The following is a 17754-nucleotide window of genomic DNA, read 5'->3' as shown; positions in this document are numbered from 1 at the left end:
AGCCACATTCGTGACATGGGCGTGGGGGGTGTGGTGCCGTGAATGTGGCTTTCACGGCCGAATCCGCCGTGAAAGCCACATTCACGGCGCTTTATGGGGTGGGGATGACGTAGACGTGGTGGGTGTGTTCGGCGTCGAAGGTGTCGGTGAGGGTGCCGTTCGTGAGGGGGACGGAGCGGTCTTCGAACAGCACCTTCGCCTCGCCGGTCAGGCCGGGGGGCAGGGTGAGGGTTTGCGGGCCCGGCGCGGTGCCGCGTTTGGGCATGGCGAAGACGTACAGCGAACCGTTGTGCCGCTTGAGCATGGTGTCCACGTTCGGGCTGAACAGGTGGACCAGCGACTGCGTGTTCAGCACCGGCGCCAGCTCGGTGATCTGCTGGTTCACCTTCGTCACCGCCGGCCGGATTTCGGCGCCGCAGGCGTCGCGGAGGACGTGTTGTGAGACGCAGTCGCCGCCGAAGTTGTGGTTGAAGTAGATGATGCCGCGCGCTTCGTGGATCAGGGAGTTGTAGACCGCACCCGCCAGCTGGTCGCCGGTGATGGTGGGGGCATCGGCTTCGGTGAACGGGTGGCCGTTCTCGATCAGCGCGTAGATCGGCTGCCGTTCCCCGTCGGCCAGGTCCAGTGAGCGCACGCGGTCCATGGTGCGGCCGTAGTTCGCGGCCACCCGGCACTGTTCCGGGGGCACGCCGATCGCCGGGCCCTCCGAGGGTGAGGCGCAGATGTTCGGGTCGGTGTACCAGTACAGGTCCGCCGAGACGGTACTCGTGTAGTCGTTGACGAAGGGCTGCGCCTGCTCATCGGTTTCCCAGAACATGATGCCCTTGCCGAAGTTCGCGTATCGCAGGCGGCCGTCGTCCGCGGGCAGTTTGTCCAGCAGGGTCTTCAGCACGGTGTAGCCGCACGGGTCGCTGACGCAGACCTCACCCTTGCCCGGCGCGTTCCCCGTCCACGCGCCGTGACCCGGCCCGGCCCACATGTCGGGTTCGTCGGTCAGCGTCCAGCCGACCGTTTCGGCACCGGCTTCGGCGTTGGGACCACTGGGGAAGGCGTGCATCCCGGCGTCGCGGACCACCGGCAGTGAGCTGTTCGACGTCAGCTCGAAGTAGGTGTTGATGCCCACGGCCTTGTCCAGTTCGGTGTCCTTCGGGTCGAGCACCGATTCGAACCACACGCCGATCGGGAAGAACGACGGGTCGGTCCAGCCCGCCTCCTTGGCCTTGCCGAACGCGGCGTAGTACTCCGGCCCGCCTTCCCACGGCACCAGCGAGAAGTTCGCCGGCGCGGGGCTGGTGGTGGTCACCGGCGGTGGTGGCTGGGACGGCGCGGCAGGCGTGCACGCGAGCGTGACCAGCAGCACGGTCCCCGACAGGGCCGCCTGCCGCGCGCCCCTCATGCGCTTCGCCTGCGCAGCCCGCGATCATCGGAACGCTGCTCGTAGACCGCCTGGCAACCCTCACAGCGCAGGTCGGCGGTGAGCGGCTCCCCGCATTCGCACACCCAGCCCTTCTGCCGGGCCGGGTTCCCCGCGACGAAGGCGTGCGCGGGCACATCCCGCGCCACCACCGCCCCGGCCGCGGCGAAGGAGTGCTCGCCGATCTCCGTGCCGCACACCACGACCACCCCGGCGCCGAGCGTGGCGCCGCGGCGGACCTTGGTCAGCAGGAGGGAATCCGGGCCGCGCTTGAGGTGCGCGCGCGGCCGGAGGTCGTTGGTGAACACCACGTTCGGCCCCAGGAACACATCGTTCTCGCAGGTCACCCCGCGGAAGACGAGGGTCGCGTTCTTCACCGTCACGTTGTCGCCCAGCACCGCGCCGTCCTCGACGAACGCGCCATCGCAGATGTTGCAGTCCCTGCCGATCTTCGCCCCCGCCAGCACGTGCGCGAACGCCCACACCCGCGTTCCCGCGCCGACCTGGTCGCTCTCGCACAAACCCCGCGGGTGCACCCTGACCTCGGTCATCGAACCGCCTCCATCAGCACTTCCACCACTTGTTCCTGTTGGGCCGCGGTGATCTCCGGAAAGAGCGGGATCGACAGCAGCCGCCCGGCCAGCCGTTCGGTGACCGGGAAATCGCCCGGCCGGTGGCCGAGCGAAGCGAAGGCGGGCGTCAGGTGCACCGGCGCCGGGTAGTGGATGCCCGCCCCGATCCCGTTGGCCTGCAGGTGCGCGAGGACCCGCTCGCGGTCGGCCACGCGCAGCACGTACAGGTGCCACACCGGTTCGTTGCCCGGCAGCACCACGGGCCGCTCGATCTCCGGTACTCCGCTCAACAGGGCCGAATACCGCTCGGCGGCTTCGCGGCGGGCCGCGTTCCAGCCGGCGAGGCGGCGCAGTTTCGCCGAGAGCACCACCGCTTGCAGGGTGTCCAAGCGGCTGTTGAAGCCCAGCGTGGTGTGTTCGTACTTCCGCGGCGAGCCGTGCTCGCGCAGCAGCCGGATCCGTTCGTCGAGAGAGGCGTCCCGCGTCAGCACGGCACCGCCGTCGCCGTAGGCACCGAGGTTCTTGCCGGGGTAGAAGCTGGTCGCCGCGATGTCACCGAGGCCGCCCGCGACCACGCCGTGGCGCCGGGCGCCCTGCGCCTGCGCGGCGTCCTCCACCACGAAGGCACCGGCCGCCCGTGCGATCGGCAGGATCTCCTCGACCGCCGCGGTCTGCCCGTACAGGTGCACCGGCAGGATCGCCTTGGTGCGCGAGGTGAGCACGTCGGGGAGCAGCGCCGGGTCGAGCAGCGCGGTCTCCTCGTCGACGTCCACCAGCACCGGCGTCGCGCCCGTGCGCGCCACGGCTTCGGCGGTGGCGATGAAGGTGTTGGCCGGGAGCACGCACTCGTCACCGGGGCCGACGCCCACCGCACGCAGGGCGAACTCCAGCGCGTCGGTGCCGTTGCCGACCCCGGCGCAGTGCGCCACCTCGGAGAAGGCGGCGAACTCGGCCTCGAACGCGGCGACCTGCGGGCCGCCGACGAACGCGGTCGCCTTGAGCACCGCGGCCCAGCCCTCGGCGACCTCGTCGGCCACCTGCCGGTGCTGCGCGGCCAGGTCGACCAGGGGGATTCCGCTCATCTTGCTGCCCTCTCGCGAGAAAGAACCGGATTGGCGTTGGCGTCGTCGGTGCGGGCCGTGCCACGCAGGCCCTGGTACTTGCGGTGCAGCTTGTAACCGAACAGGCCCGCGGCACTGCGGGCGGCGTCGGCGGCGAGCGGCGCGAGCGGCCGCGGCCCGTACCTCGCGGCGGTGTACTCGCGTTCCAGCAGTTCGGCGGCACCGCGCAGGCTGAACCGCTCGACCACCAGCTCACGCGAGAAGGCACCGAGTTCCTTGCGCAACACGGGATTCCCGATGACGTGGTCGAGCGCGTCGCGCAGCGCGGGCACCCCGGATCCGCGCGAGCCCGGCCCCTGGCCGTACCACCCGGCGGACAGGAACCGCGGTGCCGTCTCCCGGGTCAGCAACTCGCTGAACCCGCGTTCGCCGACCACCACCAGCGGCTTGCCGAACGACATCCCGCGCAACGCCGAACCGCCCTGCCCGACCAGTACGTCGGCGGCGGCGTAGGCGGGCCGCGGATCGCTGATCTCGCCGGTCAGCACCACCACGCGCGACCCGGCCAGTTCGTTCGCCCGTGCCGCGTGCGCCTCGACCTCGGGACGGCTGCGGCCGTCACCGACGATCACCAGCTGCACCTTCCGGCCCGCGACGGCCAGCTCACCGACCGCGTCGCAGGCCGCGAGCAGGCCTTCGAGCTTCAGCTCCGGCACCAGGCGGCACACCATCGCCAGCAACGGCACCGCGGGATCGAGCCCGTGTTCCTCGCGGAAGGAAGTCTCCAGGTCGGGCCGGTCGCCGTCGGTGTCGACCGGCGGTTCGAGCAGGGTGACCCGCTGGTGCCCGGCGGCGATCGCGGCGGCCCGGATCTCTTCGGTGCCCACGGTCATCGGCACGGTCTTCGGGAAGAACGGCACCACGGACATCGACATGACGGTCGCGTAGACCGCGGTGCCCCGCCGATTCGCGGTCGCGGCCACGGCTTCCAGCACCGGCGGCCATTCGTGCCCGTGCACCACGTCGATGCCCAGTTCGTCGATCAGCCCGCCGAGCCGCCGCGCCACGCGGGCCGACGGACGACGCCGGTGCAGCGGGATCTCCACGTGCGGCAGGCGCAGCTCGCGCACGTAGTCGACCAGCGGCCCCGGCTCGGACAGCACGGTCACCTCGTGCCCGAGGTCGCGCACGGCCCCCGCCAGTTGCAGCGCGTTGAGCTGGGAGCCGCCGATCTCCATCGCGTGTGGATAGACGAGCACCTTCACCGTTCCCCCAGTGGTTTCGCCGGTACGCCTGCCCAGGTCTGCCCGGCGGGCACGTCGGTGAGCACCACGGAACCCATGCCGATCACCGCGCCTTCACCGATCTTCGTGTATTCGCGGACCAGGGCGCCCTGACCCACGTACGCGCACTGTCCGATGTGGACTCCACCGGCGAGCGTGGCCCGCGCGGCGAAGCAGGAGTGGTCGCCTGCCTCGTCGTCGTGCGTGAACACCACGTGCGGCATGGCCAGCACGTGCCTGCCGATCCGCTGCGGCGCGGTCACCACCACGCCCGCGAGCAGGATCGAGCCGGCGCCCACCTCGGTGCCCGGCGCCAGCGACGCGGCCGGGTGCACCACGGTGCCGTACCGCTCGTCCGGCAGGTCCAGCCGGGCGGCGAGGTCGCGGCGGGCGTACGGGCGCCGGACGTTCGCCACGCAGAGCACCACCGCCGCGTCCGCCCTCTCGTGCACCAAAGTGGACGGTCCGAGCACCGGCAGGCCGTCGATCCGGGTGCCGTGCACGGCCGGGTTGTCGTCCAGCGCGCCGACCGGCTCCCAGCCGGTACCGGCACGCACCGCGGCGAGCGTCTCGCGCGCCAGCCCACCGGCGCCGACGAGCAGCAGCGGACGGCTCACCGGCTCACCACCGGGTGCAGGGCCGAAGCGAGCACGCCGACGATGTGCCGCTGGTCTTCGGGGGTGAGTTCGTGGTGCAGCGGCAGGATCAGCGAGTGCCGCGTCAGCTTTTCGGTGACCGGCAGCGGTACGTGCGCGTGCCCGGCGTACGCGGGTTCGAGGTGCGCCGCCATGATGCCGCGCCGGGCGGAGATCCCGGCGTCCGCGAGCGTGGCGAGCAGGCCGTTGCGGTCCACGTGCTCGTCCAGCAGCACCCAGAACGCCTGGTAGTTCGTCTTGCCGTAGGCGGGGTCGCGCACCGGGCGCACGCCGGTCAGCTCGGCGAGCAGTTCGTGGTAGCGCGCGGCCATCGTGCGCCGCTGGGCGACCAGCGGGGCCAGCCGGTTCAGCTGCACCAGGCCCATCGCCGCCTGGATGTCGGTCATCCGGTAGTTGAACCCGGTTTCGAGGTACTGCTCGACGATCGCCGTGCCCGCCGCGTGCCGGTCCGCGGCCGACACGCTCATGCCGTGCTCGCGCAGCCGCCGCAGGCGCGCGGCCAGGCCGGCGTCGTCGGTGGTGAGCATGCCGCCTTCGCCGGTGGTCAGCAGCTTGCGCGGGTGGAACGACCACGCGGCCAGCGGCGCCCCCGCGCCGACCTGCTTGCCGAGGTAGGTCGACCCCGCCGCGCACGCGGCGTCCTCCAGCACCGGGATACCCCCGCTCACCCGCCGCAGCGCGTCCACGTCGGCGGGCACGCCGCCCTGGTGCACGGCGAGCACGGCCTTCGTGCGCGTGGTGAGCACCTCGTCCACGGTCGCCGCGGTCAGGTTGCCGGTCAGCTCGTCGACGTCGGCGAACACCGGGGTGGCACCGCAGTAGCGGACCGAGTTCGCCGTGGCGATGAAGCTGAACGACGGCACCACCACCTCGTCACCCGGCTTGACGCCGAGTGCGTGCAGCGCCAGGTGCAATGCCGTGGTGCACGAGGACACCGCGACCCCGTGCGCCGCGCCGACCCGCGCGGCGAAGGCCTGTTCGAATTCGGCGACCTTGGGGCCCTGGGCGATCCAGCCCGAGCGGACCACCGCCGCCACGGCGTCGGCCTCCTCGTCCCCCAGCATCGGCCGCATCACCGGAATCACGTGGTTCCCTCCCTGAGAATCCTGCGGTCACTGTTGTCCAGCAGTTCCACCAGCCGGGCCGCGCGCGCGGCCCAGGAATGCCGTCGCGCGAATTCGCGCCGTGCCGCCACTCGCGCCTGCGCGGGTGAACCGGCCAGCGCGTCGAGCACCCCGAGCGCGAACGAATCGGCGTCACCGGTGATCTCCAGCTCCCGGAACTGGCCCTGCAACCGGCGGCTGGCCGGCAGGTCCGTGCTCACCACGGGACGGCCGGCGGCCAGGTATTCCAGCGTCTTCAACGGGAAGGAGGCGCGGTTGAACGCGGTGTCGGCGTACGGGGTGAGCCCGACGCCGAACCGTGCCAGGTACGGCAGCAGTCCCTCGAACGGCACCGGCCCGGTGTGGTGCACGTTGTCCCGCGCGAGCAGGGCGTCGACCCGCTCCGGCCGCCACCCGGGATCCCGCGGGCCGACCAGCAGCAGCCCCACCCCGGTGTCCGCGACGGCTTCCAGTAGCCGCAGGTCGATCCGGTCGGACAGCTGCCCGCACAACCCGGCGATCTTGTCCGGGAAGCCCGGCGGCAGTTCGACCGGCGTCACCGAGTCGATCGCGGCGTAGGCGTCGGGGTCGACGCCGTTGGGGAAGACCTCCGGCTCCACACCCGACTCCCGCCAGCGCTCGGCGAGTTCGGGGCCGACCGCGAGCACCAGGTCCGCGTTGGCCAGGTTGCGCTGCTCACCGGCGACGATCTGCTTGACGTCGATGCGCATCAGCTCGGCACCGGCCACCCAGTCGTCGGTGCCGTACAGCACGTTCGTCACGCCTTCGCCCCACCGCCCGAGCACGTCGTGCGTGGAGCAGGCGATCACCACCGTCGGCCACCGGCGTGATCCTCGAAGTGCGTGGCGGATCTGCGCGCGGACCATCGGCCAGGTGGTCGAGCGCACGCCCGGCCGGGACAGGCCCGGCAGGGCGACCGGGGTCAGCCGGGTCAGCCGGTCGGAAACCGGCCGTGACCGCGGTCGCCACTGCCTGCCCGCCCCGGCCAGCCCGCGGTAGCGCGCGGGCGTGGCCGGGGAGACCGGCGGATCGACCCACAGCACGTCGGTGTGCGCGGTCAGCGCCTCGGCGAGCTGCCGTTCCGAACCCTTCACCCCGTCCCAGGGCACCCCCGAGACGAGGACCGCCAGCCGCCGCGTCACGGCGCCGGCTGCCACACGACGTCGACCCAGTAGTTCGCCCCGCGGAAGGACGACTGCGGGAAGCCCGGCCCGGCGTTGTACACGCCGTTGGGCGTGTCCCCGCCGGTCGCGCCCGCGGTCAGCGGGGTACTGGTCACGGCCGTTCGCTCGAAGTAGCTCCCGTCGGAGGAGCAGTGCCCGTTGGGCGCGGTGTACGAGGCGATGTACGACTCACCGGCCTGGATGCCCACCGGGGTGGCGAACAGCAGGGTCTGCCAGCCCGTCGCGGTCTCGTTGACGAAGGTGCCGCCGGCGACCAGCTGCCCGGCCGCGGTCCACAGGCTGCCGGTGTGCGTGCCGGTGTTGCCGGTGCCCTTGTAGAACTTCACCCCGGTGACCGTGCCCGGCACCGACGAGCTGAACCGGACACCCAGTTCGTACGAGCCGCCGTCGTTCTCCGCCGTCACCGTCGGCACGGTGGCCGCCGAGAACAGCGAACACGGGCAGATCGGCGTGGTCGTGGTGGTGAACGACCAGGTGGTCGGCGTCGGCATGGCGTTGCCGTTGGCGTCGGCCACCTTCAGGTTCGCCGTGTAGGTGGTGCCCGGCGCCAGTCGTGCCGACGGTGTCCAGGTGACCGTCTTCTGGTCGGCGGACAGCGCCGCCGTGCCGGTCAGCTTGGCCAGCCCCGGGTCCTGCAGGGTGAACTGCACGCTGGAGAGGTCGATCGGCTCGGTGAAGGTGGCGCTGACCGCCGAGGTCAGCGGCACGTTCGTCGCGGCGGAGGCCGGGCTGCGGCCGGTGACCGCCGGCGGCGTGGTGTCGCCGTTGAGCCCGTTCTGGAAGACCACGTCGACCCAGTAGTTCGTCGAGCCCCACGAGTTCTGCGGGAAGCCGCCACCCGAGCCGTAGCGGTAGACGCCGTTGCCGCCGTCGACCCCTTCACCCAGTGCCCGGATACCGCTGTAGTCGGCACCCGCGTCGCGGAAGTACGCGTTGTCCCCGGCGTAGTGGCCGTTCGGCGCGTAGTACGAGACCACGTACGTGGTGTTCGCCTGCACTTCGACCGGCGAGCTGAACACCAGCGTCTGCCAGCCGACCGCGCTCTCGTTGACGAACGTGCCGCTGCGCAGCGGCTGCCCCGCCGAGTTCCACAGCGTGCCGGTGTGCGTGCCGGTGTTGCCCGGTCCCTTGTAGAACCGCACGCCGAGCACGTTGCCCTTGCCGTCGAAGCGCACCTTCGTGCCCAGCTCGACCGGCGAGGAGTCGTTCGGATCGGCCTTGTTCACCGGGTGCGTGAAGTCGTCCCAGACCGTGCACGGGCACGCGGCCGGGCGCGGTGACCCGGTGGTGAACTGCCACTGCACCTGCTGGGCCGCGTTGCCCGAGGCGTCCGAAGCACGCACGGTCGCGGTGTAGACCGTGCCCGCGTCCAGCGCCAGCTGCGGGGTGAAGGTCACCTTGCCGCCGACGGTGGACACCGTGCCCGGCTCACTGCCGCCGGGGTAGGTGAGGGTGACCTGGACGGTGCTCGGCGCGACGTTCTCGTCGAAGGTCACCGAGACCGGCGGGCTCGCCGTCTTCACCGAGGTCTCCCCGGCCAGCGGCGCGGTGGACAGCAGCATCGGCGCGCGGGTGTCCGGGCCGGGGTCGAGCGCCCACACCACGTCCACCCAGTAGTTCGTGTCCTGGTAGCTGGTCTGCGGGAAGCCCGGCCCGCCGCCCTTGAACACGCCGTTGGTGCCCTCCACGCCGGACTTCAGCGCGGTCAGCGGGTCGAGCGAGACGCCGTTGCCGGTGAAGGTGAAGTTGTCCGCGCTGTACCGGCCGTTCGGCGCGTAGTACGAGGCCACGTAGGTGACCCCGGCGGTGACCGGCACCGAGGTCGGCAGCGTCAGCGTCTGCCATCCGGTGGTCGTCTCGTTGGTGAAGGTGCCGGTGCCGAGCAGCCGGCCGTCCTGGGTCCACAGGCTGCCGGTGTGCGTGCCGATGTTGCCGGGTCCTTTGTAGAACTTGATGCCGCGCACGTACCCGTCCGCCGAGGCACGCCACTTCACTCCGACCTCGATGGCGCCGGCGTCGTTCGCCGCCGGGTTGGCCGGGGTCATCTGCGGGGTCCAGATGCTGCACGGGCAGGTGCGCATGTTCACCGTGATCACCCGGGACACCGGCGCGGACAGGTTCGCCGAGTCGTCCACCGCGCGGACCCTCACCGTCGGGGTGCCCGAGGTGGTCGGGGTGAACTTGTACTGCCAGTTCGTCGTGCCCGCGGTCCACAGGCCGGGGTGCCAGGTGGCGCCGTCGTCCACCGAGACCTCGACGCCGGCCACCTTGCCCGCGGCGTCGGTGACCGTGCCGGAGATGGTGTAGTCGGTGCCGACCGTGGTCGGCGGCGCGCTGGTGATGGCCACCACCGGGGCGGTGGCGTCGGCGCTCGCGGTGGCCTGGACCAGGCCGGGCATCAGCGTGGTGGGCTGCACCCCCATGTCGGCCATCAGGTTCACCGTGGCCTGCTGGATGGCCGGGTCGGCGGTCTGGTCGTGCTCTCCGAAGGCGTGCTCGTTGTCCAGGCCCCAGGCCCACTGCACGGTCCCGGCGCCGAAGACCAGCGAACCGCTGGGGTGCCGGTACAGCGTCAGCGCGTGCGTCTTGGTGCCGGAGCCGTATTCGTCCCCTTCGTTCTGCAGCACCCAGAACCCGTCCATGGTCACCGTGGTGCGCGAGAGCTGGGCCGTGCCGGGCGGGGTGAACCCGTTGTCCTCCACCGAGTTCCACTCGTACCCGAGCGTGCCCGGCTTGAAGGTGTAGACGTCACCGGCGGGCTTCTGCGCCACCGCGGTGTTGCGCCAGAGCCGCATCTTGCCGTACGCCGAGGGCACGGTGAGCGCGTCTTCGCGTTTGCCGTTGACGGTGAAGATGTTGCCCAGCAACGCGTTCTCCGGCTTGCCGCCGTCCGACGGCGGGCTGTAGCGGGCGTCGCGCCAGGTGCCGGTCCAGTCGGGGTGCGGGTCGATCTTGCCGTCGTGCTTGGTCTCCTTGTAGCAGACCACCGTGCGCCAGTCGGTCGGCGTGCCGGCGATGCTCGGCTCCCAGCGGGTCTTCCAGAACACCTCGTTGCCGGTCATGAAGGCCAGGTGCACCCCGGCGTCGCGGGCGGCCTCCACGTTGGACCGCTGCTCCTTCGACCAGTACTCGTCGTGGCCGACGGCCATGAACACCTTGTGGTTCTTGATCAGCTGCCCGCGCCGGGCACTGTCCACATCGGTGCTGTAGCTCATGTCGTAGCCGTTGCGCTCCATGAACTTCAACATCGGGTACTCGGCGTTGAAGATGAAGTTCTCGTCGCCCTGGCCGTAGAGCGGGCGGTTGTAGCTGACCTTGTACGCCGAGCCCTGCGGGCCGGGCCCGGTCGGGTTCGCCGGCTGGCCGGGGCCGGGCTCGCCGTAGGTGGTGAAGTACATGCTGTTGCCCGCGCGGTTCGGCCCGTTGCCGTAGGTGTTGTAGGCCTGCCAGGTCGAGTCCGAGGTCTGGAACAGGATCTTCGAGGTGCTCGCGTCGTCGCGCACGACGAAGGCGACCTCGTTCTCCGGCGGGTTGCTCGCCAGCTCCTCCGGGGTCAGGTTCGACCGCCGCAGCACCGCGTAGTACAGCCCCGAGGTGGCGCCGGCGGGCACCGTCCAGGTCACCGAAGGCGCCCAGTTGCCGCAGTCGAGCAGGCCGGTCGCGTCGGTCAGGCAGGCGGGCTGCGACTGCGTGGAGTTGCGGCTGGCGGTGCCCATGTACCGCGCGCCCTTGCCCTGGTAGTAGCCGAGGCGGTAGATCGTCACCGAGTACCCCAGCGCGCTGGTCTTGACCTTGAAGGTGACCGTGGAGCCGGGCGTGGCGCTGATGTCGGTGGTGAAACCGGAAATGGTGTCGTCGAAGTTCGACACCTGCCAGTTGTCGGTGCCCGCGGCCTCGTTCTCGCAGGCGATCTTGTTCCCGCAGGCCGCGTGCGCCTGCGGCACCCCGCCGAACGGCACGGGCAGCACCACCAGGCCACCCGTGAGCACGAACAACACCACGGCCAGCAACAGCGGCCGTCCCCTCTTGCGCTCCCCCTGGCTGGAATGGGCGTGCATGGCTATGCCTTCCGTTCAAAGGGAGGTCACCGGCACCGGCGAATCCGGTGGTCAGACGCCCAGAAAATCGAGGTGGGAGCGGTTTCTGTTACAGAATCCGGGCCTTGGTCACGCTAATGGGCCGTAGCAATTCCATAACGCCGAAACCGGCGAGTACCGCACTACATAACGTAATGGCGAAAAAGAGTAAAGCGGCCGAACAGGTGGGGAATCACAAAGGGAGTTGATCTTGGGTTTTTTCCGCCACCAGCACCGGTGAGTTCTCGTCGAGGACCTCCACGCGCAGGTCGATCGAGGCCTTGTCCACGCACTTCCCGGTCCGCGCGTCCCAGATCCAGTGGTGCCGCGGGCACTCGATCCGGCCGCCGCCGATGTCGGCGAAGCTCAGGTCCTCACCGGCGTGCGGGCAGAACCGCTGCAACCGCAGCCCGTCCCGCTCGATGGTCTCGGTGTTCTGGCGCTCCCGCAGCATCTGCATGGTCTGCGCCGGGTGGTTGCCGTAGCGCAGCAGGCCCATGAAGGTCAGGTCGAACACGTCCGGCTCGCGGTGCAGGCCCAGCCGCATCGACAGCAGCGCCTCCTCCCAGCCGGTCCGGCCGTCGACGATCGCGCGCAGCACGCGCGGCGGCACCAGGAGCGTGTAGTCCGGGTCGTAGGGTTCCTCGCCCTCGATCACGAAGTGCTCGGCCAGCCTGCCGAGGCGCACGTCCCAGTTGGTGGTGCCGGTGATCAGCCGGATGTCCTTGCTGAAGTCGCCGAGGAAGCGCTTGTTCCACTGCTGCAGCGTGCTGAAGTACCCCTCGATCTCGGGCATGGCGACCTCGGGTTCGGGGCCTTCGTGGAACTCCTCCCACTCCGCGCGGCGGCGCTCGCGGTAGGCGCCGAGGTCCTCGTCGAGCTTGCTGTCCGGCAGGCGCCGGGCCACCGCGGTCTTCGCCGCCGGGTCGACGTCGAGCGAGTCGCCGGGGCCCAGTCGCAGCACCTCGATGTCCGGGCACGCCGCGGTGAAGCCGTCGGCGACCTGGTCCCACACCGGGAAGATGGTGCTGTCGCGGTCGTTGTACTCGGCCAGGTCGGGGTCGAGGAAGCAGGCGGGCCCGGCCGAGGGCAGGAACGCGCGGGCCCCGGTCAGCTTCGCCTTGCGGTAGAGGGTGTCCATCAGGTCACCGCGGACCCCGGCCACCTTCTCGGCCATCAGCGCGGGCGGGTAGTCGTAGCAGTTCGGGTACCACATGGCGCCGGAGAACTGGGCCGCCAGCAGGTCCACGTCCGTCGGCAGCTCGGACATCGCGGTGTTGCAGTCGTTGAGGTCGAGGAAGCGGTAGCCGCCGGCGTCGACGAGCAGCCCGCTGTCCTCCTTGTGGCTGGTGTCCAGGTACACCGTCGCGGTGAAGCCCGGCGCCAGCTCGATGGATTCCTTGTGCGCCAGCGCGATCACGTTCTCGAAGCCGAGCGCGCGGAAGTGCTGGACCATGATCTTCGAGCGGTACCTGGCCACCAGCACGGTGATCGAGCGGTCCATCCCGGCGAGCAGCTTCTCGTCGTAGTGGTCCTCGTGGGCGTGCGAGACGTAGAGGTAGTCCCAGTGCCCGTCGCGGACCTCGGGCAGCAGGTGCCGGTTGTCCGGGTAGGGGAACCACGAGCCGAGGAACGCCGGGAAGAACCACGGGTCCATCAGCAGCCGGGTGCCGTTGTGCTCGACGGTGAACCCGGCGTGCCCGAGGTAGCGGATCTCGGGCATCACGCCTCCTGCTTGCTCTGCCGCCACCACTCGACGAGCCCGCCCAGGCCGTCGGGCAGCTTGATGCGGGGTTGCCAGCCGAGGTCCGCCGCGGCCGCGGAGATGTCGGCGAGCCGCCGGGTGACGCCGTTGACCGCACGCTCGGGGCCGTGCTCCGGTTCCAGGTCCGAGCCCATCGCGGTGAGCAGGTTCAGCGCCAGCTCACGCAGGCTGGTTTCGGTGGCGTTGGCGATGTTGTAGACGCGGTCGGTGACCGGGGCGCGGGCGGCCAGGAGGTTCGCCCTGGCGATGTCGTGCACGTGGACGAAGTCCATCGTCTGCGCGCCGTCGCCGTGGATCAGCGGCGGCTTGCCCGCGGCGATGCGCTCCATCCAGCGGATCAGCACCTCGGTGTAGAGGCCGTGCACGTCCATCCGCGGGCCGTAGACGTTGAAGTAGCGCAGGGCCACGTAATCCAGGTCGTACATCGCCTTGAAGCTGCGCAGCATGCCCTCGTTGAACGCCTTGGCGGCGCCGTAGAAGGTGTCGTTGTTGTACGGGTGGTGGCGCTCATCGGTCGGGAAGGTCTCCGCCAGCCCGTACACCGAGGCCGACGAGGAGGCGATCACCTTGCGCACCTTCGCCGCCGCGGCGGCCTCCAGCACGGTGAACGTACCGTCCACGAGGGACTCCAGAGCCAGGCGCGGCTGCTCGGCGCACTGGGTGATCCGGATCGCCGCGAGGTGGTAGACCAGGTCGATGCCGCGGGTCAGCTCGTGCACCAGCCCGGCGTCGTTGATGTCGCCTTCGACCACCGTCAGCCGCTCGCCCGCCGAATCCGCCAGGTTCTCCCGGCGCCCGCGCACGAAGTTGTCCAGCACGACGACCTCCGCCGCCCCGGCCGCCACCAGCTGGTCCACCACCGCCGAGCCGATCGTGCCCGCGCCTCCGGTGACCAGGCAGCGCTGTCCTTCGATGGGCTGGGCAGTACCTTCTGCCTCGGCTCCGCCGAGGCGGCGAGGCCGCTGGGAGCCGCTGGCTTCCTTCCCGGTCCCGATCGGCCTGGGGGGCCGATCGGAACCACTCAGTCCAGCCGGCGGCGCGGCCTCGCGGTTGGTGAGGCGGGGAGGCCGCTGGGAGCCGCTGGCTTCCCTCCCGGTCCCGATCGGCCCGGGGGGCCGATCGGAACCACTCAGTCCAGCCGGCGGCGCGGCCTCGCGGTTGGTGAGGCGGTGAGGGCGCTGGGAGCCGCTGGCTTCCCTCCCGGAACCACTCAGTCCAGCCGGCGGCGCGGCCTCGCGGTGGGGCTGGTTCACGCCATGACCTCCGTTTTGAGGGGGATGAACGTCCCGCCGGCCGCCAGGCTTTCGCTGGCGGCTTCGAGCAGGGCGAGCACCCGCAGGCCGGAGCGGCCGTCGGTGAGCGGGCGGCGGCCTTCGGTGATCGAGTCGGCGAACTCCGCCATCACCGCCCGCAGCGCTTCGCGCTCGGTCAGCGCCGGGGCGACCATGTCGCCGACGCGGTAGGAGATGATCGCCTGCTCGCGCTTCTCCTCGCCGAGGTCCGCCGGCGAGCTGCGGTCCACCCCGCGGTCGTAGATCGACAACCGCTGGCTCGGGTTCAGGTCGTCCCACACCACCGTGCGGGTCGATCCGCCGATCACCATCGTGCGGATCTTGGTCGGCGACAACCAGTTCACGTGCACGTGCGCCATCGCGCCGCCGGTCAGCCGGATGGTCAGGTGCGCCACGCAGGCGCGCCCGGCGCCGATCGGGTCCGACCCGTGCGCGGCCACCTCCAGCGGCTCCACCCCGTCCGGCAGGATCGCGCCGAACACCGACAGGTCGTGCGGCGCCAGGTCCCACAGCACGTCCACGTCCGGCTGCACCAGCCCGAGGTTGATGCGCACCGAGTCCAGGTACTGGATGTCGCCGAGCTCCCCGCCGCGCACCAGTTCCCGCAGGTGGCGGACGGCGGGCGTGTAGCAGTAGGTGTGGTCGAGCATCAGCACCAGCCCGCGGCTCTCGGCGGCTTCGACCAGCTGCCGCCCCTCGGCGAGGTTCGCCGCCAGCGGCTTCTCCACCAGCACGTGCTTGCCCGCTTCGAGCGCGGCGAGCGCGACCTTCAGGTGCGTGCCCGCCGGGGTGGCGATGGCCACCGCGTGCACCGCGGGATCGGCCAGCACCTCGTCGAGCGAGGCGCTGGCGCGCACGGTCGAGTAGTCGCCGAGCACCCGCCGCGCGCGAGACACGTCCAGGTCACACAGGTACTCCAGGCGCAGGCCCGGTGTCGCCTGCGCGTTCCGGACCAGGTTCGGGCCCCAGTACCCGGCACCGATCACGGCCAGGCCGATGCGTTCCACGTCCGACTCCCCGTTCCGCGGGCACCCTCGCGGCCCCGGCTCCACGCTGTGATTCGCCGGGCCCCGATCAGTCGTTACACGGAGCGTGAACGCGCGATCGCGCTACGGTTCGTGAATCACCGACCGCAACTCGGCGATGGCGGCCGTTTCGGCTTCGTGGATGACCTCCAGCCGGCGCGCGAGTCCGGCGAACAACGCCAGCACGTCCTCTTTGGACAGTGGGCAGGCGACGTCGCACTGGACCCGCAGCATCCACAGTTCGGCCGCGGCCTGCCCGGCGGCCTGCTGCCTGGCGTCACCCTCGGCGAAGACGCCGTCGGCGATCGTCGAGGTCAGCTCGCGCATCCGGGCGAACGGCTCGACCCCCGGATCGAGCGCGGCCTCGGCGAACTGGCGCCACAGCTCGTCGATCTCCCGCCACCGGTGCGCCTGTTCGGCCAATCGGGGGAGTCCCAGCACCCCGGCGGACTCGGTCAGCGCGTCGGCGAACAACCCGCGCAGGCTGCCGCCGGTCATCCCGGCCGGGGTGACACCGTCCCAGATGGACAGCAGCGTGCCGGTCAACCCACCGCGGTCGGCGAACACCGTCGGCCAGCCCTTCGGCTTCCGTTCGTCGGTCAGCAGGCGCGCCCATTTGGCCCAGGCGGGCAGGGCGAAGGAGGCGGACTTGGCGGAGAGCCGTTCGGCGCACTCGGCCAGTCCGGCGCGCACCGCCGCACGCAGGTCTTCCGCGCTGATCCCGCCCTCCGGCGGCTCCAATCGGACGAGCAGGTTCTGGTACGAGACCACCCGGCTGCGCGCCCGGTCGAAGGCCTCGCGCTCGACCGTCAGCGGGGCCAGGTTGCGGTCGTCGACCAGCACCCGCCCGTACTCCTCGCCGTAGGCCACGACGAAGTGCCCGCCCATGGCCTCGGTGCTGGCCGGCAGGTGCCAGTACCCGAGCAGGTACCGGTCGGGCAGCACGATCACCGCGTGCCCGGCCGCCAGTTCCGCGGTCAGCCGCTGCGCGGCCCGCACCGCGCCGGTGGTGGTGTGCACCTCGGCCGGGACGCCCAGTCGATCCACAGTGGACTGCAACCACGCCTGCGGGTACTGCCAGCGGCCGCGGAAACCGAGCACGAGCGGCTTGTTGCCGTCGTGCTGGAATTCCCACAGCAGGTAGCCCGCGCCGATCCCGCCGGCGCAGGCGAAGACCAGCGCCTCGCTCAGCGGTATCCCGCCGGGACCGTGGAAACCCCGGCCCGCCAAGACGTTCGTGATCGCCGAGACATCCGGCTGGACCCCGCCGCGCAGCTGATGACCCTGATCGCCCACTGGCCGTCCTCGGTGCACTCGCCCCGGTTGGAGCGACCAGTAAATAGGCGGGCGGCTGCACAGTCAACGAACAGTTGCCAATCGGTGACTAAAGTGGAGCGACCACCGGGATGACCTCGCGCGCGATGAGCTCCAGCGGCTCGATCCGTTCGGCCCCCCGCGTACCGCCGATCACCGCGTCCACCCCGAGTCCGGCCAGCCGCCGCAGTTCGCCGACCAGCTCGTCGATCCGCTCGCCGTGTTCGCCGATGTGCAGCGGGTGATAGACGGTTTTGGTGATCTCGTCGTAATCGCGGCCCTCGCGTTCGCAGTGCGCGCGCAGCACGCCGAGCTTGTGCTCGAGGTCCGGGGTGTTGAACAGGTTGCACGCCTGGCCGTACTTCGCCACGAAGCGCAGGGTCTTCTTCTCGCCACCGCCGCCGATCATGATCGGCGGGTGCGGCCGGCTCAGCGCCCGCGGCACGTTCAGCAGGCGCTCGGCCTCGACGTGCTCGCCGGAGAACGGCTTGTCCGCCGCCGACCACATCTCCAGGCAGTACCGCAGTGCGTCTTCGAGCAGTTCGAACCGCTCCGCGACCGGCGGGAAGCGGAAGCCGAGCCCGCGCGCCTCCTCCTCGTTCCAGCCCGCGCCGACCCCGAGCATCGCGCGCCCGCCGGAGAGCACGTCGAGCGTGGTGACGGTCTTCGCGAGCAGCCCGGGGTGGCGGTAGAAGGCGCCGGTGACCACGGTCAGCAGCTTCACGCGCTCGGTGTGCGCGGCCAGGAAGCCCAGCGTGGTGTAGGCCTCCAGCATGTCTTTCTCCGGCGGCCCGATGATGTGGATCTGGAAGAAATGGTCCATCACGGCGAGGTAGGCGAACCCGCTCCGGTCGGCGGTGCGGGCGATCTCCGCGAGATCCGCGCCCAGTCGCGCGGGCCCGCCTTCAAAGGTGAAGTCCGGTATCTGCAGCCCGATTTCCATCTCCGCAACGTACTACTCCGATCACCGGGGGTGACCTGGAATTCA

The 17754-nt window shown here is 70.8% G+C and carries 13 protein-coding genes; all 13 read right to left on the bottom strand.

The features are described from left to right. Positions 1 to 91: 91 nt before the first annotated feature. The 13 genes from L3Q67_RS07995 to L3Q67_RS07935 all read right to left on the bottom strand — a co-directional run bounded on the left by L3Q67_RS07995 (position 92) and on the right by L3Q67_RS07935 (position 17709). A complete protein-coding gene (locus L3Q67_RS07995; protein WP_499188912.1) occupies positions 92 to 1396 on the bottom strand; it encodes a hypothetical protein in 1305 nt (434 codons plus the stop codon). Then, on the bottom strand, positions 1393 to 1965 hold the full coding sequence (locus L3Q67_RS07990) for an acyltransferase (protein WP_499188911.1): 573 nt from the start codon (positions 1963 to 1965) through the stop codon (positions 1393 to 1395). The genes L3Q67_RS07995 and L3Q67_RS07990 overlap by 4 nt, the downstream gene beginning before the upstream one ends. After that, entirely contained in the window at positions 1962 to 3068 is a 1107-nt protein-coding gene (locus tag L3Q67_RS07985; protein ID WP_499188910.1) for a DegT/DnrJ/EryC1/StrS family aminotransferase, read from the bottom strand. Before L3Q67_RS07985 ends, L3Q67_RS07990 begins: the two co-directional genes overlap by 4 nt. Then, on the bottom strand, positions 3065 to 4312 hold the full coding sequence (locus L3Q67_RS07980; RefSeq protein WP_499188909.1) for a glycosyltransferase family 4 protein: 1248 nt from the start codon (positions 4310 to 4312) through the stop codon (positions 3065 to 3067). Before L3Q67_RS07980 ends, L3Q67_RS07985 begins: the two co-directional genes overlap by 4 nt. Then, entirely contained in the window at positions 4309 to 4947 is a 639-nt protein-coding gene (locus L3Q67_RS07975; protein WP_499188908.1) for an LbetaH domain-containing protein, read from the bottom strand. Before L3Q67_RS07975 ends, L3Q67_RS07980 begins: the two co-directional genes overlap by 4 nt. After that, positions 4944 to 6071 (bottom strand): DegT/DnrJ/EryC1/StrS family aminotransferase, encoded by a 1128-nt coding sequence (locus L3Q67_RS07970; protein WP_499188907.1) that lies wholly within the window; start codon positions 6069 to 6071, stop codon positions 4944 to 4946. The genes L3Q67_RS07975 and L3Q67_RS07970 overlap by 4 nt, the downstream gene beginning before the upstream one ends. After that, positions 6068 to 7252 carry a glycosyltransferase family protein gene (locus L3Q67_RS07965; protein WP_499188906.1) on the bottom strand — a complete coding sequence of 395 codons (1185 nt, stop codon included), beginning with the start codon at positions 7250 to 7252 and terminating at the stop codon, positions 6068 to 6070. Before L3Q67_RS07965 ends, L3Q67_RS07970 begins: the two co-directional genes overlap by 4 nt. Then, positions 7249 to 11352 (bottom strand): DUF4082 domain-containing protein, encoded by a 4104-nt coding sequence (locus L3Q67_RS07960; protein ID WP_499188905.1) that lies wholly within the window; start codon positions 11350 to 11352, stop codon positions 7249 to 7251. Before L3Q67_RS07960 ends, L3Q67_RS07965 begins: the two co-directional genes overlap by 4 nt. Positions 11353 to 11563: 211 nt before the next feature. Continuing rightward, on the bottom strand, positions 11564 to 13093 hold the full coding sequence (locus tag L3Q67_RS07955) for an MBL fold metallo-hydrolase (protein ID WP_499188904.1): 1530 nt from the start codon (positions 13091 to 13093) through the stop codon (positions 11564 to 11566). Beyond that, entirely contained in the window at positions 13093 to 13992 is a 900-nt protein-coding gene (locus L3Q67_RS07950; RefSeq protein WP_499188903.1) for a Rossmann-fold NAD(P)-binding domain-containing protein, read from the bottom strand. The genes L3Q67_RS07955 and L3Q67_RS07950 overlap by 1 nt, the downstream gene beginning before the upstream one ends. A 392-nt stretch (positions 13993 to 14384) precedes the next feature. Then, complete coding sequence (locus tag L3Q67_RS07945) at positions 14385 to 15434, bottom strand: Gfo/Idh/MocA family protein (protein ID WP_499188902.1); 1050 nt, start codon at positions 15432 to 15434, stop codon at positions 14385 to 14387. A gap of 102 nt (positions 15435 to 15536) precedes the next feature. Continuing rightward, positions 15537 to 16748 (bottom strand): BtrH N-terminal domain-containing protein, encoded by a 1212-nt coding sequence (locus tag L3Q67_RS07940; protein ID WP_499188901.1) that lies wholly within the window; start codon positions 16746 to 16748, stop codon positions 15537 to 15539. An 88-nt stretch (positions 16749 to 16836) separates the two neighbouring features. Next, the gene (locus L3Q67_RS07935; protein WP_499188900.1) at positions 16837 to 17709 is read right to left on the bottom strand and encodes an LLM class F420-dependent oxidoreductase; all 873 of its coding nucleotides are present in this window, start codon (positions 17707 to 17709) and stop codon (positions 16837 to 16839) included. Between the last annotated feature and the right edge of the window lie 45 nt (positions 17710 to 17754).

The organism is Saccharothrix sp. AJ9571 (assembly GCF_021725495.1).
Lineage (GTDB): Bacteria > Actinomycetota > Actinomycetes > Mycobacteriales > Pseudonocardiaceae > Amycolatopsis > Amycolatopsis magusensis.
This window is presented reverse-complemented; position numbering and strand designations above follow the sequence as displayed.